Here is a 15,608-nt window from a genome sequence, read left to right on the forward strand (position 1 = left end):
TCACCGGCCGGCCGCCGTCCCGCGCAGCCGGACGTCCTGGCTGGACAGGGTCTGCGGGTCCGCCGTGAAGGCGCGCAGCCGGATCCGGGTGCTCGGCTTGGTGGGGATCCCGAACCGGCCGTTCGGCGGGCGGAGTTCGACGCTCGCCGTGCCGTGTCCGGGAATGGTCGCCGGGCCCCGCACGAGCAGCCAGTACATGCTCATGCCCTGGCCGGTGGTGAGCGTGTAGTGCGGGGTGAGCGCGGCGCTCCCCGTGTTGACCACCCTCAGGGTCATCTCCCGCACCACCGCCGCCGACTTCCCGGTCCGGCGCAGTGCCGTGACCTCCATCCGCAGCGGAGGCCTGCCGGACGCCGCGAGGGCCGCGCTCGCCAGCGCCGGGGCGAGCAGCAGCGCGATCGTCGCGACCAGGGCGGGCCGGCGCCGGGGCCCGGTCAGGAAGGCCGGGCGCGGCTGCCAGGCCCGCTCGAACTCCGACAGCGGCGCGGTCACGGCCGCGGCCAGCCACAGCGGCGTCATCATCAGGTAGTAGCCGTCCTGGGAGCGCGTGGCCAGGTAGAAGGCCAGCCAGGGCAGCACGGTCGCGGCCGGGCCGAGACGCCGTACGAACAACACGAACAGGGCGAGCAGGGCCGCCGCGAGCAGCATGCTCGCGTGCGAGTACCAGTCGATGCGGTCACTGCCGTTCGTGTAGTACAGCGTGATGTCCACCAGGCCCTGGCCGTGCACCACGGCACCCTGGGTCAGCGGCAGCGCGATCCCGGCCAGCCAGCGGCCCGGCTCGGACACGATGAAGTACGTGTTGATCAGCAGCCACACGGTGACGGCGACGCCGGTGATCCGCAGCACCACCAGACCGGCCGCCCGGCCGCCCAGCTCACCGCGCCGCACCGCGTAGACCCCGGCCAGCAGGAACGGCGTGACGAACCACGGCAGTTGCTGCGCCGCGCACGCGGCCCCCAGGCACGCGGCCCGGGCGATGCCGGCCGCGCCCAGCCGGCCGCCCTGCCCGATCCGCGGCCAGCGCACCGCCGCCGGGATCAGCAGGGCCAGCGCGATGACCGCCGGGTAGCCGACCCGGGCGTACGTCGAGAGGAAACCGAAGCCCAGGCAGGCCATCGTCGCCGCCGACCGCCACGGCGCCGGGAGCATCCGCCACAGCGCGATCGTGCCGGCGATCAGCGCGCCCGTGCAGACCGCCGTCGCCGGGGCGCCGTGGTGGCCGAGCCAGAGCAGCGGGGCGGTCAGGAGCGGGGCGAGCGGGGGATAGCCGTAGGTGTAGTCGTAGCTGCCGCCTATCGTCGGCGTGAGCGCGATGCCCGTGCCGTGGAACAGCCAGGGCCACGGCTGTCCGTAGACGGCGTGGCCGGCGACGAGTTCCCTGGCCGCCTGCGTGGTGAGGGCGCCCTCGTCGCCGCCGCTGTGGTTCAGGGCCCAGGCGCACAGGGCGAGAGCCACGGCCGTGACCAGCACCACCAGGTCGAGACGGGCCAGCGAACGGGTCCTGCGGACCGTCAGCGCCAGCACGCCGGAGACCAGGATCGAGACGTAGCAGACCGAGATCGCGGCCGCCAGGACCAGGTGGTGCGTGGCCGCCTGCGTCCAGATCGAGCGGGTGCCGATGAACAGACTGATGTCGGCGAGGACGGTCAGGACGCGGTGCCATTGCGCGGGGGCTCCGGTATCTCCCGGAGCGGCGGACACCGCCGACTGTGTCCGCCGGTCGGGTGTCACCTGTTGTGTTTCTGCCAAGTGCACGCACCGGACGGTAATCGCGGGGGGTGAGCGGGGTGTTCCTGGAGGAGAAGAGTCCGGTGTGAGGGCGGTAAGAAGCCCCCAATGCGCGGCAATCGCCTGAATAGTGACAAGATCACGCCTTTGTACGCCGATCAGCACCGATCGCCGCCCGGACCCGCTCGCCCTTCGTGTCGCTGTTGGGCCGAACGGGTGACTTGGCGTAAGAATTGGCTGGTGCAGGCATCGAGTGCGAGTCAGGTCAGGGGGAGCCGGTGAGCCGTTACGACGTCACCGATGAACAGTGGGAGGGGCTCGCCCAGGTCGTGCCGCTGCGGGGCCGAGACGCGTGGCCCTCCGCGGTCGGCCACCGTGCGCTGCCGGACGCGGAGACCGAGACGCGGCGCCGTTTCGTCGTGCTGCGGGTCAACGTCTTCGCCGACGCCCGCGAGGTCGCCGAGACGCTGATGGCCGGGATACCGGTCCTCCTCGACCTCACCAGCGCCGAGACCGAGGTCGCCAAACGCGTCCTCGACTTCAGCACCGGCGTCGTCTTCGGCCTCGCCAGCGGCATGCACCGCGTCGACCGCAACGTCTTCCTCCTCACCCCACCCGGCACCGAGGTCAGCGGGCTGATGCAGGGGGCGGGGGTCTCAGGGACCTGAGCCCGGGGATCGCCGACAGCGGGCTGACGGGCTGACGGGCTGACGGGCTGACGGGCGGGCTGGTGGGCGGGCGGCGCGGCCCGGAGGGCTGGTGGCCCGGCGGTCTCCCGGTCTGGCTGAGGGACGGACGTCTCTTCGGGTCGTTCGGCTGCGGGGTGGGCGTCATGGAACGGCCGCTCTGATCGAGGGCCAGGCGCCTTCGGGGGCGCTCACGGGCCTCTGCGGCAGCAGGTGCCGGCACCCCGGCGACGGCTCGGTCACAGGCGTGCCGGTCGTGGAGCCGGCGCCCTTCCGTCCCCCGATCGTAGGAAGGTCCGGACGACGGAACGGTTCGCCGCTCAGCCGGAGCCCTACGGTCCGCATATGGTCGTGCCCTCCGCGTCGTCCGCGCCCTGTCCTTCCCCGTCCGCCGACTCCGCCCCGAGCGACACCCCGTCGCCCGAGGCTCCGCCGCTACCGGCAGTCCCGAGCACACCGACAAGCCCCGACAACCCGCAGTCGCCGGGCCCGTCCCGCCGCACGCGTCCGGGAGACGAAGCGCCCGCCTCGCCGCCGTCGCCCGAAGCCGGGGTGTCACGGGGGGCGGCGGCGCCTGTGGCGGTGCCTCGCCGTGATCCTCGGCCGAGGGTCACCGAGTTGCGGCTGTCTGCCTTCGCCCGGCATCGGGGGGCGAGCTTTCCGGTGGGGCAGGTGACGCTGTTGGCCGGGCCCAGTGGGAGTGGGAAGTCCACGGTGCTCGCGGCGTACGAGGCGCTGGCACGGCTCGGCGGCGGGGCGGAGCTGGGCGAGGTGTTTCCTGATCCCGTCGCGCTGGTGCCGGAGCAGGCGCGGCCCGATGCGCAGCGGCGGCGCGGGTTCCGGATCGGGTGTACGGCGGACGGTCCCGAAGGCCCGGTACGGCTGGACGTCGCCGTACAGGCGGAGCCGGAGCTGCGGATCGTGGGGGAGCGGCTGACCTCCGGCGGCCTCGTGCTCCTGGAGACCGCGCTGCGGGATCCGGGCCGGCGGGCCGTGCAGGCCGCCTGGCACACGGCGGGCTCCGCACCGGTGACCCGGGCACCGCTCCCCGACGACCGCCTCGGTACCGCGCTGCTGCCGCTGCGGGTGGCCGGGAAGACGGACGGACAGCGGCAGGTGCTGGCCGCCGCCGAGCAGATGGTCGTCGCGCTGCGGTCGGTGTTCGCCTGTGATCCGCGGCCCGAGGGCATGCGCACCCCCGTCCTCACCGGCTCCGGACGCCTGCTGCGCGGCTGCGACAACCTCGCCGACGTCCTGTGGCGCACCCGCGCCGAATGCGGGCGGCGGCACGGGCTGCTCGTCGACGCCGTGCGCACCGGTTGCGCCGGCCCCGTGGCCGACCTGCTCGCGGAGCCGCTCGGCGACGGCACGGTACGGGCGCTGCTCGACCGCGGCGAGGGCCACCGCTCGGAACTGGAACGGCTCGGCGACGGCGAACTGCGCTACCTCGCCCTCGCCCTGGTCCTCTTCACCGGCCCCGGCGTCCTGGAGGTCGACGCCCCCGGCGAGGTCCCCGACGCCATGCGCGGCCTCACCGTCCTCGCCGACGGCTTCGACCGCTGCCTCGACCCCCGCCAGCGCGCCGAACTCCTGCGCACCGCCGTCCTGATGGGCGAGCGCGGCCACATCCGTCTCGTCGGCGCGGTGAGCGACGCCTCCTGGGCCGCCGGAGCCGGGGCGATCACAGTGGTACACCTGGACGCGTGACCGACGAACCCCTCGACGTGGCGAAACTCCAGCGCAGGCTGGCCGAGTTCGCCGCCGCCCGCGACTGGCGGCAGTACCACACCCCCAAGAACCTGGTGTCCGCGCTCAGCGTGGAGGCCTCCGAACTGGTCGAGATCTTCCAGTGGTTGACCCCGGAGGAGTCGTCCCGGGTGATGGCCGACCCCGACACCGCGCACAAGGTCACGGACGAGGTCGCCGACGTCCTGGCCTATCTGCTGCAGCTCTGCGAGGTCCTGGACATCGACCCGCTGGCCGCGCTGGCCGCGAAGATCGAGCGCAACGAGCAGCGTTTCCCGCGTGCCTGACGGGGGATCAGGGTGTCCCGGGAGGGAGCCCGGCAGTCCACATTAACGCTCCGTAGCCAGAACCCCGCCCGAATCCGAATTGTTGTCCACAGATTTCCGTCTTCCTCTGGCTTCACGTCTCGCGCACCCTCACTCTGGGTAGTGAACTACTGAGTGCGGCAAGGCAGTTCGGACCGACGGGGACGGGGCGGCTGATGGACGCGATGCGGCTCATCGTGGTGAGCAGACGGGCGCTGGCGCACGGCGCCGGCGTACCGGAACTGATGACCGAGGTCTGGCAGGCCCAGGCCCTGGCCCAGGCGATCGGCAGCAGACTGGCCGTCTCCGGTCCGCCCGAGCTGCGCGGCGAGGCGCTCGGCCTCACCGAGCTGGCGGGCCGGGGCTGCGGTGTGCTGGGCACCCCCGACCTGGACCCCGGCGCCCTGCGCGCCGCCCAGCTCACCGAACTGGACGACGCCCGCCAGACCCTGCTGAGCCTCGGCGGCCTCCTCGGCGAGGTCGGCATCACGCTGGTCGGCATGGCCAGCACCGCGGCCGACGAGGCGACGTACTGGCAGTGCATGGAGGCCATCGACGCCGCCGACGAGTCCCGGGACCGAGTGCTGGAGATGCTGCGCAAGCTGGCGGCCCGGGAGGAAGTCCGCGACGGCTAGCGGGTGTCCGGTGGATCACGCCGGACTGCGTTCAGCTCTCGATCGTAGATCCCTGCGCCAGTCCCGCCTCCTTGTGGAGGTCGGACAGGTCCGCGTTCAGCGCCGCCATGAGCTCCTCCATCTGCTGGAGCAGCCCCTTCGGCCGACCGGCCGCGCCACCCTGCTGCGGAACGGAATCCGGAACAGAACCCGGAACAGAACCCGGAAAGGACCCCAGACCGGAACCCGGGACGGACTCTTCGGACAAGACGGCCTCCTCGGCCCCCCGGCCCGCCGCGGCGGCGGGCCATCTGACGCGCGGCGGAGACCGTCCGGCGCGGGTGCCGGACGGCCCGGCACCGCCCACCCAACGATCACCGAAGAGGCCGGTCACTGGCCCGTACGGCCCCGCGTCCCGCCGTCGGCGATATTCACCCGCGGCGGGGACGCGCGGGACGGCCGATACCAATGCGGTTGACGGGGGCAAGGAGATGCAGGATGGACGCATGGACCTTCGCATCTTCACCGAGCCCCAGCAGGGCGCGAGCTACGACACCCTCCTCACCGTGGCCAAGGCCACCGAGGACCTCGGCTTCGACGCCTTTTTCCGCTCCGACCACTACCTGAAGATGGGCGATGTCGACGGCCTGCCCGGCCCCACCGACGCCTGGATCACCCTCGCCGGGCTCGCCCGGGAGACCAGGCGGATCCGCCTCGGCACCCTCATGACCGCAGGAACCTTCCGCCTGCCCGGCGTGCTCGCCATCCAGGTCGCCCAGGTCGACCAGATGTCCGGCGGCCGCGTCGAACTCGGCCTGGGCGCGGGCTGGTTCGAGGAGGAGCACAAGGCGTACGGCATCCCCTTCCCGAAGGAGAAGTTCGGCCGGCTGGAGGAGCAGCTGGCGATCGTCACCGGGCTCTGGGAGACCAAGGCCGGCGAGACCTTCGACTTCCACGGCACCTACTACGACCTCACCGACTCGCCCGCGCTGCCCAAGCCCGCCCAGGCGAAGGTCCCGGTGCTGATCGGCGGCCACGGCGCCACCCGCACCCCGAAGCTGACGGCGCGTTACGCCGACGAGTTCAACATGCCGTTCGCCTCGGTCGAGGACAGCGCGGCCCAGTTCGGCCGGGTGCGCGCCGCAGTCGAGGCGGCGGGCCGCAAGGCGGACGAGCTGACGTACTCCAACGCCCTCGTGGTCTGCGTCGGCAAGGACGACCAGGAAGTCGCCCGCCGTGCCGCCGCGATCGGCCGCGAGGTCGACGAGCTGAAGACCAACGGCCTGGCCGGCACCCCGGCCGAGGTCGTCGAGAAGATCGGCCGCTACGCCGAGATCGGCGCCCGGCGCTTCTACCTCCAGATCCTCGACCTCTCCGACCTGGACCACCTGGAGCTGATCTCCGCCCAGGTCCAGTCCCAGCTGTCGTAACCCGGCCGGGTCCGCGCGTCCGGTCGGCTGTGACACGGCTGTGACACGGCTGTGACCGGAGCTGTGGCTTCCGCCACAGTCGCCCGCCGCTCGCCCTGATGAGGTGACCGGATGCGCAGACCCCACCCCTGTCTCCTGGCCCCGGCCGCCGTCCTGCTCCTGGCCACGGCGTGCGGGACGGAGCACGCGGACCCGGCCGGCGGCGCGGACTCGACCGGCGGCGCGGGCGCGGCCGTCCCGGCACCCCGCGCCATCGTCACCGACCCCCCGGTGGACGGCGTCCGCGTCACCTCGGTCACCCTCCCCACCGCCTCCCCGAGCCCGGCCGCGTCCCTGGGCTCGGTCCACGCGGACCGACTGCACGGCGACTCGGGCATCTCCGCCGCCTACCAGGTCGGCAACGACGGCGACGAGGCGATGACCTACACCGTGTTCTTCGCCTTCACGACGGACACCGGCGAGGTCATGGGCAACAAGAAGGTGACCGTGAGCGGGGTCGCGGCGGGCGGCAGCAGGAACGGGACCGTCGACCTGGGCGTACTCGCGCCGGGCGCCTCCCCGGTGACCCGGGTGAAGGTCCAGCGGGTCACCAAGGTCCCCGCCGCCGAGGCACCGTCCGAGACGGGCGCCTGCCCGGCCTCCGGACTGCGGCTGTGGGCCGACGACGGCGACGCCGCGATGGGCCTGCGCGTCGTCGGACTCCACCTGGAGAACTGCGGGAAGCGGGACTGCGCGCTCGACGGCTACCCGAGGCTGAGCCTCCTGGACGAGAACCGCGAGCCCGTCGACGGCATCCGCATCCGGCACGGCGGCGCCGCCATCGCCTCGGGCACCGGCTTCGACGACCCGCCCGCCCCGCTCACCCTGAAACCCGGGGAGAGCGCCCGGTCCGGCCTGGTCTGGCGCAACACCACCCTGGCGGGCACCGCGGTGAACGTCCCCTACGTCCGGGTCGTGGCCAAGCCCGGCGCCCGGCCCGTGACGGTCACCCCGGAGCTGGATCTCGGCACCACGGGACAGCTCGGCGTCGGCGCCTGGAAACGAGCCGACGGCTGAGCGTTCCGCTCGCCGTCTGCCGTCTGCCGTCTGCGGCGCCGTCGTGGCTGGTCGCGCAGTTCCCCGCGCCCCTTCGGGGCGCTGCCGCACCGAAATTCCGCGCGTCCGCCAGGCGAACCTAGGTACGTTGGGGCCGCGGACACGCGCACGACCAGCGCTTTCGCACCCTTCCCTGACCCCTTTCGAGGCGATCCACCGTGTTCCTGACGATCACCACCACCGGCACCGCCGACCGTCCCGCGACCGACCTCGGGTACCTGCTGCACAAGCACCCCGACAACGCGCAGACCTTCTCGACCTCCTACGGCATCGCGCACGTCTTCTACCCCGAGGCGGACGCCCCGCGCTGCACGGCGGCGCTGCTCCTGGAGGTCGACGCGGTGGCGCTGGTCCGGCGCGGCAAGGGCAAGGGGCGCGGCGGGGCGCCCGACGCGGCGCTCGCGCAGTACGTCAACGACCGCCCGTACGCGGCCTCCTCGCTGCTCGCCGTGGCGATCGGCAACGTCTTCTCCAGCGCGATGCGCGGGGTGTGCCGGGCCCTGCCCGACGCCCCGGCACAGCCGAGGCCGCTGCGTGTGGAGGTCCCCGCGCTGCCCGCCCGCGGCGGCCCCGGCCTGGTACGCGGCCTCTTCGAGCCGCTCGGCTGGACGGTCACCGCCGAACCGGTCGCCCTGGACACCGCGTTCCCCGAGTGGGGGGACTCGCGCTACGTCCGCCTGGTCCTGGAGTCCGCGACCCTCACCCTCTCCGAGGCGCTGCGCCACCTCTACGTCCTGCTCCCCGTCCTCGACGACGCCAAGCACTACTGGGTGACCTCCGAGGAGGTCGACAAGCTGCTGCGGGCCGGCGAGGGCTGGCTGCCCGCGCACCCCGAGCAGAAGCTCATCACCAGCCGCTACCTCTCCCGCCGCTGGTCGCTGACCCGGCAGGCCATGGAACGGCTGGAGCTGGTCCGGCTCGCCGAGGCCGACGACAGCGAGGTCGAGGACCTCGACAACGCGGTCGAGGACGAGACGGAGACCGAGGAGCGGCCGACCCCGCTCGCCGTGCAGCGACGCGAGGCGATCCTCGCCGCCCTGAAGCGCTCCGGCGCCGCCCGCGTCCTCGACCTCGGCTGCGGCCAGGGCCAGTTGGTGCAGGCGCTGCTGAAGGACCCGTCCTTCACCGAGATCGTCGGCGTCGACGTGTCGATGCGCGCGCTCACCATCGCCTCCCGACGGCTCAAGCTGGACCGGATGGGGGAGCGGCAGGCCGCCCGCGTCAAGCTCTTCCAGGGCTCCCTCGCCTACACCGACCAGCGGCTCAAGGGGTACGACGCCGCCGTGCTCAGCGAGGTGATCGAGCACCTCGACCTGCCCCGGCTGCCCGCCCTGGAGTACGCGGTGTTCGGCACGGCCCGCCCCCGCACGGTCCTCGTGACCACCCCGAACGTCGAGTACAACGTCCGCTGGGAGACCCTCCCCGCCGGACACGTCCGGCACGGCGACCACCGCTTCGAATGGACCCGCGAGCAGTTCCGCGCCTGGGCGGACCGGGTCGCCGAACTCCACGGCTACGACGTCGAGTTCACCCCCGTGGGACCGGACGACCCCGAGGTCGGCCCGCCCACCCAGATGGCCGTTTTCGAGGTCCGCACGGACACGTCCGCCGCGAAGGAGGCGAAGGCAGCATGACCGGGACACAGCGCACCGGACGGGTCCTCCCCGTCACCGACCTCTCTTTGGTCGTCCTCGTCGGCGCCTCCGGCTCCGGCAAGTCCACCTTCGCGCGCCGCCACTTCAAGCCGACCGAGGTGATCTCCTCCGACTTCTGCCGGGGCCTGGTCTCCGACGACGAGAACGACCAGAGCGCGACCAAGGACGCCTTCGACGTCCTGCACTACATCGCGGGCAAGCGCCTGGCCGCCGGCCGCCGCACGGTCGTCGACGCGACCAGCGTGCAGCAGGAGTCGCGCAAGCAGCTGGTCGACCTGGCCCGGACGTACGACGTGCTGCCCGTCGCCATCGTCCTCGACGTGCCCGAGGAGGTGTGCGCCGAGCGCAACGCGGCCCGCACCGACCGGGCCGACATGCCGCGCCGGGTCATCCAGCGCCACATCCGCGAACTCCGGCGCTCCGTCAGGCACCTGGAGCGCGAGGGCTTCCGCAAGGTGCACATCCTGCGCGGTGTCGAGGAGATCGAGTCCGCGACCGTCGTCACCGAGAAGCGGTTCAACGACCTGACCCACCTCACCGGCCCCTTCGACATCGTCGGCGACATCCACGGCTGCGCGAGCGAACTGGAGTCGCTGCTGGTCAGGTTGGGCTACGCCGACGGTGTGCACCCCGACGGCCGTACCGCCGTCTTCGTCGGCGACCTCGTCGACCGCGGCCCGGACAGCCCGGGCGTGCTGCGCCGGGTGATGTCGATGGTCGGGTCGGGCAACGCCCTGTGCGTGCCCGGCAACCACGAGAACAAGTACGGGCGGTATCTCAAGGGCCGCAAGGTCCAGCACACGCACGGACTCGCCGAGACCATCGAGCAGATGGAGGGCGAGAGCGAGGAGTTCACGAAGCGGGTCGGGGAGTTCATCGACGGACTCGTCAGCCACTACGTCCTCGACGGCGGGAAGCTCGTCGTCTGCCACGCCGGGCTGCCCGAGAAGTACCACGGCCGCACCTCCGGCCGGGTCCGCTCGCACGCGCTGTACGGCGACACCACCGGCGAGACCGACGAGTTCGGCCTGCCGGTGCGCTACCCGTGGGCCGAGGACTACCGGGGCCGCGCGGCCGTCGTCTACGGCCACACCCCGGTCCCCGAGGCGAGCTGGCTGAACAACACCATCTGCCTGGACACCGGCGCGGTCTTCGGCGGCAAGCTGACCGCGCTGCGCTGGCCGGAGCGGGAGCTGGTCGACGTACCGGCCGAGCGGGTCTGGTACGAGCCGGCCCGCCCGCTGCGGTCGGAGGCACCCGGCGGTCAGGACGGACGGCCGCTGGACCTGGCGGACGTCCAGGGCCGGCGGGTCGTCGAGACCCGGTACCAGGGCCGGATCGCGGTCCGCGAGGAGAACGCGGCGGCGGCCCTGGAGGTGATGAGCCGCTTCGCGATCGACCCGCGGCTGCTGCCGTACCTCCCGCCGACCATGGCGCCCACCGCCACCAGTCACGAGGAGGGCTACCTGGAGCACCCGGCTGAGGCCTTCGCCCAGTACGCGCGCGACGGAGTGGCCCGGGTCGTGTGCGAGGAGAAGCACATGGGCTCGCGGGCGGTGGCCCTGGTGTGCCGGGACGCCGAGGCGGCACAGAAGCGCTTCGGTGTCGCCCCCGGACCCACCGGCTCCCTGTACACCCGCACCGGACGCCCGTTCTTCGCCGACGAGTCGGTGACCGAGGAGATCCTCGGCCGGATCCGCGCGGCGGCCGACGCGGCCGGTCTCTGGGACGAACTCGCCACCGACTGGCTGCTCCTGGACGCCGAGCTGCTGCCCTGGTCGCTGAAGGCCTCCGGCCTGCTGCGCACCCAGTACGCGGCGGTCGGCGCCGCCTCCGGCGCGGTCTTCCCGGGCGCGCTGGCCGCCCTGGAGGGCGCGGCGGCGCGCGGTGTCGACATCGGCGAACTCCGCGACCGGCAGCGTGACCGCGCCGCCGACGCGGCCGCGTTCACCGACGCCTACCGCCGCTACTGCTGGACCACCGACGGCCTGGACGGGGTGCGCCTCGCCCCCTTCCAGATCCTCGCGGTCCAGGGCCGCAGCCTCGCCGCGCTCCCGCACGACGGGCAACTCGCCCTCCTGGACCGGCTGGTGGAGCACGACCCGAGCGGTCTGCTGCAGACCACCCGCCGCCTGTACGTCGACACCGGTGACCCCGAGTCGGTGCGGGCCGGCGTCGACTGGTGGCTGGAGATGACCGGCCGGGGCGGCGAGGGCATGGTCGTCAAGCCGCTCGGCGCGGTCGTCCGCGACCGGGAGGGCCGCCTGGTCCAGCCCGGCATCAAGTGCCGAGGCCGCGAGTACCTGCGGATCATCTACGGTCCCGAGTACACCCGCCCCGACAACCTCGCCCGGCTGCGCAACCGCTTCCTCAACCACAAGCGGTCCCTGGCGATCCGCGAGTACGCCCTGGGCCTGGAGGCCCTGGACCGCCTCGCGGACGGCGAGCCGCTGTGGCGGGTCCACGAGGCGGTGTTCGGGGTGCTGGCCCTGGAGTCGGAGCCGGTCGACCCCCGGCTCTGACCGGCCGGGGCCCCAGATCCTCAGGGCCTCAGCCGACCAGCCGGAGCCGCCGGTCGCAGGCCCCCACCCGGACGGTCTGCCCCCAGGTCAGCTCCAGGGCGTCGGTCTCGATGCCGTCGCCGAAGGCGATCAGGCGGTCCGACTCGACCGTGAGGGTCAGGGCCGCCGAGTCCTTCAGCTCCCCGGCGACCAGGGAGGTCCCGGTCGCCGGGGACGGCCAGGCCTCCCGGACGAACCACAGCAGGCGGTCCTCGGTGGGGGAGGGCAGCGGCAGCCGGGTGCCGCGCTCCTGCCACAGCGAGCGCAGCCAGCCGGTGGCCCCGGTGCCGGTGCCCACCAGCACCCCGGAGGATGCCTGGGCCTCGACGACACCCCCGTCGTTCTCGAGGCCCAGGCGGTATCGGGCGGTCTGATGACCGGCGGTACCCAGGTAGATCTCGTTGAGCGCCACGAGCCGCTGCGTGTCGTCGGCGACCGCCTCGACCATCGTCAGCTCGTCGACGCCGGTGGCCACGACCGAGGCCAGCAGCACGGCCGCCTGCTCGGGCCGGTGCCGGACCAGGACACCGGGGTTGCGGCCGGGGTCGGTGTCGATGCCCACCACCGGCTGGCCGTCCAGGTACTTGGCGACGTTCGCCACCAGCCCGTCCTGGCCGACCACCACGACCACGTCCTCCGGCGCGAACAGGAAGCGGTCCAGGTCGGACCGCTCCACCCGAGCCTGACGCCAGGTCAGCGGCACCGCCGAGGTCACCTCGGCGAGCGCCCGCCGGGTCCGCCGGTGCCGCTCCGCGACCTCCTCGATGCTCCGCCCCCGCGAGGAGAGGAAGAACGCCGCCTGCCCATGCGTCCCGTGGTGCGCCACCAACTCCTCGTACTCCGTGGTCCGATGAACAACCACCGCACGCGGCGCAAGACTCACGGCCCCACCCCCGAAAGCCGCCCCGGCCCGCCGGAGAAACCCGACGATCCGCCCCGCCAACCACGCCACCCCTCCGGCCCACCGACGGGCAGTCCGCAGGCACACTCGGCCGAGACAAACGGCCCGGCCCCGCCCGCCGCCCATGCCGTCGGCCACGCCGCACTCGCCGCCCCCGAAAGCCGGCACGGCCGAGCGGAGGGAGCCGGCGAGCCGCCCCACCGACCGCGCCGCTCCTCCGGCCCGCCGACGGATATTTCCCAGCCGCGCTCCGCCACGGCAGACGGCCCGGCACCGCCCGCTGCCGAAGCCGTCGGCCACGCCGCGTGCCGCCCGGTCAGGAGCCGGCGCAGCCCGTTCATGCCTGCTCCCCCGAGCCCAGCTTCGCCAGGAGTCCGGTCAGTACGTCCGGGGACACGGTCACGCTGTCGATGCGGGGGAGGTTTTCGGCGAGGCGGGTGCCGGTGAGGGCGTGGAGGGTGGCGACGTCGACCTCGCTGTGTACGCGCAGCCAGGCCGCCTGTGCCGCGGCTCGGGCCTCGCCGACCTCTCGCGCCCCCGCGGCCTCGGCGCGAGCGAGGGTGATCGCGCGGGCCGCCTCGGCGTCGGCGAGCTTCACGGACCGGGCCGCTTCCGCCTCCGCGAGGGTCACGGAGCGGGCGGCCTCGGCCTCCGCCAGTTTCACGGAGCGGGCGGCCTCGGCCTCCGCGAGCTTCACCGTGCGGGCGGCCTCCGCCTCCGCGTGGACCGCGTCGGCCGCCGCGGCCTCCTCCGCCTCGCGGCGCGCGTTGGTGCCGCGCTGCTCGACGAGCTGCTCCTCGCGGCGGGCCAGTTCGATCTGGCTGGCCAGCTCGTTCTCGGCGATCGCCCGCTCCCGCTCGACGGCCACCGCCCGCCGCTCGTAGGTGGCCCGGTCGGCCTCCTGCTGGATCTGTTCCCGGGCCGGGGTGCGCAGCGCCCGCTCCACCTCGGGCTCCGGCCGCAGCGCCATCACCCGGACGGCCACCACCTCGATACCGGTCGCCGGCAGCCGGGGTTCGGCCCCCAGCCCCGCCGCGATCCGCTCCCGCACCGCCGCCACCCCGTCGACCAGCGCCGCCGACAGCGGGGTCCGGGCCAGCACGTGCAGCGCGTGCTGCTGGGCCGTCTCCGTGAGCAGCGTGCCCAGCTGTTCCAGCGGGGTACCCCGCCACACCCCCGTGTCCGGGTCGATCGAGAAGTCGAGGCGGGCGGCGGCCGCCGCCGGGTCGCCGATGCGGTAGGTGACCGTCGCCTGCACCGCCACGTCCTGGAAGTCGGCCGTACGGGCGTGGAAGGTCATCGCCAGTTCGCGGTCGTCGACCGGTATCTCCGAGATGGCCGCGGTGAGCGCGCGGAACCAGAAGCTGAGCCCCGGTCCGTCGTGCACCAGCCGCCCGTCCCGGTGGTGTCGGACGTGCGCCGTCGGCACCCCGCGCAGATGGCGCCGGCCGAGCCGCCGGGTGATGTCGGCCATGGTCCCCCCTCGTGATTTAGAGTCAGTGCGACCATAATCCAGCGCCCGGCGCTTGTCGTCAAGGGGACGAGAAAAGGAAACGGTCAAGCAGGGGGTGAACGCGGTCCTCGATGGTCAGGATGGAGACATGGGATTCCACGTCGACTCCGAGGCCGGGCGGCTGCGCCGCGTCATCCTGCACCGGCCGGACCTGGAGCTGAAAAGGCTCACCCCGAGCAACAAGGACGCCCTCCTCTTCGACGACGTCCTCTGGGTGCGCCGGGCCCGGGCCGAGCACGACGGCTTCGCCGACGTGCTGCGCGACCGCGGGGTCGCCGTCCACCTCTTCGGCGACCTGCTGGAGGAGGCGCTGGAGATCCCGGCCGCCCGCTCCCTCGTCCTGGACCGGGTCTTCGACGAGAAGGAGTACGGCCCGCTCGCCACCGACCATCTGCGCGCCGCCTTCGAGAAACTGCCCGCGCGCGAGCTGGCCGAGGCGCTGGTCGGCGGCATGACCAAGCGGGAGTTCCTGGGCGCGCACGAGGAGCCCACCTCTGTTCGTTTCCACGTCATGGATCTTGACGACTTCCTCCTCGAACCGCTCCCCAACCACCTCTTCACCCGGGACACCTCCGCCTGGGTCTACGACGGGGTCTCCATCAACGCCATGCGCTGGCCGGCCCGGCAGCGCGAGACCGTGCACTTCGAGGCGATCTACCGGCACCACCCCCTCTTCCGTGCGGAAACGTTCCACGTCTGGTCCGAGGGGCAGGCCGCCTACCCCTCCACCATCGAGGGCGGCGACGTCCTGGTGATCGGCAACGGCGCGGTCCTGATCGGGATGAGCGAGCGCACCACCCCGCAGGCCGTCGAGATGCTCGCGCACAAGCTGTTCGCGGCGGGCTCGGCGCGCACGATCGTGGCCCTGGACATGCCGAAGCGGCGCGCCTTCATGCACCTCGACACCGTGATGACGATGGTCGGCGCCGACACCTTCACCCAGTACGCCGGGCTCGGCATGCTCCGCTCGTACACCATCGAACCGGGCGTCGGCGAGAAGGAGCTCAAGGTCACCGACCACCCGCCGGAGCACATGCACCGCGCGATCGCCGCCGCCCTCGGCCTGAACGAGATCCGGGTGCTGACCGCCACCCAGGACGTCCACGCGGCCGAGCGCGAGCAGTGGGACGACGGCTGCAACGTCCTCGCCGTCGAACCCGGTGTCGTGGTCGCCTACGAGCGCAACTCCACCACCAACACCCATCTGCGCAAGCAGGGCATCGAGGTGATCGAGATCCCCGGCAGCGAACTGGGCCGGGGGAGGGGCGGTCCGCGCTGTATGAGCTGCCCGGTGGAGCGGGACGCGGTGTGACGGATCCGGCCACCCAGCCGCCTGTATAGAAATGTGGAACATCGTATAGACTTCCATGG

Annotated in this window: 13 protein-coding genes; 9 read left to right on the forward strand and 4 right to left on the reverse strand. The window is 73.0% G+C overall.

Annotated elements, in window-relative coordinates:
* Window positions 1–1,704, reverse strand: coding sequence for a hypothetical protein (locus ACGFZS_RS45645; RefSeq protein WP_393800152.1), 1,704 nt, complete (start codon window positions 1,702–1,704; stop codon window positions 1–3).
* Between the two features lie 305 nt (window positions 1,705–2,009).
* Here ACGFZS_RS45645 and ACGFZS_RS45650 point away from each other — a divergent pair, with 305 nt between their 5' ends.
* The 4 genes from ACGFZS_RS45650 (at window position 2,010) to ACGFZS_RS45665 (ending at window position 5,103) form a co-directional block, all read left to right on the forward strand.
* On the forward strand, window positions 2,010–2,399 hold the full coding sequence (locus ACGFZS_RS45650) for a cell division protein SepF (RefSeq protein ID WP_365685908.1): 390 nt from the start codon (window positions 2,010–2,012) through the stop codon (window positions 2,397–2,399).
* A gap of 363 nt (window positions 2,400–2,762) precedes the next feature.
* The gene (locus tag ACGFZS_RS45655; RefSeq protein WP_393800153.1) at window positions 2,763–4,124 is read left to right on the forward strand and encodes an ATP-binding protein; all 1,362 of its coding nucleotides are present in this window, start codon (window positions 2,763–2,765) and stop codon (window positions 4,122–4,124) included.
* Window positions 4,121–4,450: a nucleotide pyrophosphohydrolase gene (locus ACGFZS_RS45660; RefSeq protein WP_393800154.1), complete on the forward strand. Its 330-nt coding sequence runs from the start codon at window positions 4,121–4,123 to the stop codon at window positions 4,448–4,450. Before ACGFZS_RS45655 ends, ACGFZS_RS45660 begins: the two co-directional genes overlap by 4 nt.
* A 194-nt stretch (window positions 4,451–4,644) precedes the next feature.
* Window positions 4,645–5,103: a DUF6099 family protein gene (locus ACGFZS_RS45665; protein ID WP_355710137.1), complete on the forward strand. Its 459-nt coding sequence runs from the start codon at window positions 4,645–4,647 to the stop codon at window positions 5,101–5,103.
* Window positions 5,104–5,134: 31 nt separating this feature from the next.
* On the opposite strand, the gene ACGFZS_RS45670 is transcribed toward ACGFZS_RS45665, so the two are convergent.
* Window positions 5,135–5,320, reverse strand: coding sequence for a hypothetical protein (locus tag ACGFZS_RS45670; RefSeq protein ID WP_393800184.1), 186 nt, complete (start codon window positions 5,318–5,320; stop codon window positions 5,135–5,137).
* Window positions 5,321–5,588: 268 nt separating this feature from the next.
* On the opposite strand from ACGFZS_RS45670, the gene ACGFZS_RS45675 reads away from it, so the two are divergent.
* The 4 genes from ACGFZS_RS45675 (at window position 5,589) to ACGFZS_RS45690 (ending at window position 11,784) form a co-directional block, all read left to right on the forward strand.
* On the forward strand, window positions 5,589–6,512 hold the full coding sequence (locus tag ACGFZS_RS45675) for an LLM class F420-dependent oxidoreductase (protein ID WP_393800155.1): 924 nt from the start codon (window positions 5,589–5,591) through the stop codon (window positions 6,510–6,512).
* A 111-nt stretch (window positions 6,513–6,623) separates the two neighbouring features.
* Complete coding sequence (locus ACGFZS_RS45680) at window positions 6,624–7,568, forward strand: DUF4232 domain-containing protein (RefSeq protein ID WP_393800156.1); 945 nt, start codon at window positions 6,624–6,626, stop codon at window positions 7,566–7,568.
* Between the two features lie 197 nt (window positions 7,569–7,765).
* Window positions 7,766–9,241 (forward strand): 3' terminal RNA ribose 2'-O-methyltransferase Hen1, encoded by a 1,476-nt coding sequence (locus tag ACGFZS_RS45685; protein WP_393800157.1) that lies wholly within the window; start codon window positions 7,766–7,768, stop codon window positions 9,239–9,241.
* Window positions 9,238–11,784: a polynucleotide kinase-phosphatase gene (locus tag ACGFZS_RS45690; protein ID WP_393800158.1), complete on the forward strand. Its 2,547-nt coding sequence runs from the start codon at window positions 9,238–9,240 to the stop codon at window positions 11,782–11,784. The genes ACGFZS_RS45685 and ACGFZS_RS45690 overlap by 4 nt, the downstream gene beginning before the upstream one ends.
* A 28-nt stretch (window positions 11,785–11,812) precedes the next feature.
* On the opposite strand, the gene ACGFZS_RS45695 is transcribed toward ACGFZS_RS45690, so the two are convergent.
* A complete protein-coding gene (locus ACGFZS_RS45695; RefSeq protein WP_393800159.1) occupies window positions 11,813–12,706 on the reverse strand; it encodes a hypothetical protein in 894 nt (297 codons plus the stop codon).
* 355 nt (window positions 12,707–13,061) lie between these two features.
* Window positions 13,062–14,198: an SPFH domain-containing protein gene (locus ACGFZS_RS45700; RefSeq protein WP_393545402.1), complete on the reverse strand. Its 1,137-nt coding sequence runs from the start codon at window positions 14,196–14,198 to the stop codon at window positions 13,062–13,064.
* Between the two features lie 127 nt (window positions 14,199–14,325).
* Here ACGFZS_RS45700 and ACGFZS_RS45705 point away from each other — a divergent pair, with 127 nt between their 5' ends.
* Window positions 14,326–15,549: an arginine deiminase gene (locus ACGFZS_RS45705; protein ID WP_393800160.1), complete on the forward strand. Its 1,224-nt coding sequence runs from the start codon at window positions 14,326–14,328 to the stop codon at window positions 15,547–15,549.
* The last annotated feature ends 59 nt before the right edge of the window (window positions 15,550–15,608 follow it).

Source organism: Streptomyces sp. NPDC048288 (genome assembly GCF_043201555.1).
Lineage (GTDB): Bacteria > Actinomycetota > Actinomycetes > Streptomycetales > Streptomycetaceae > Streptomyces.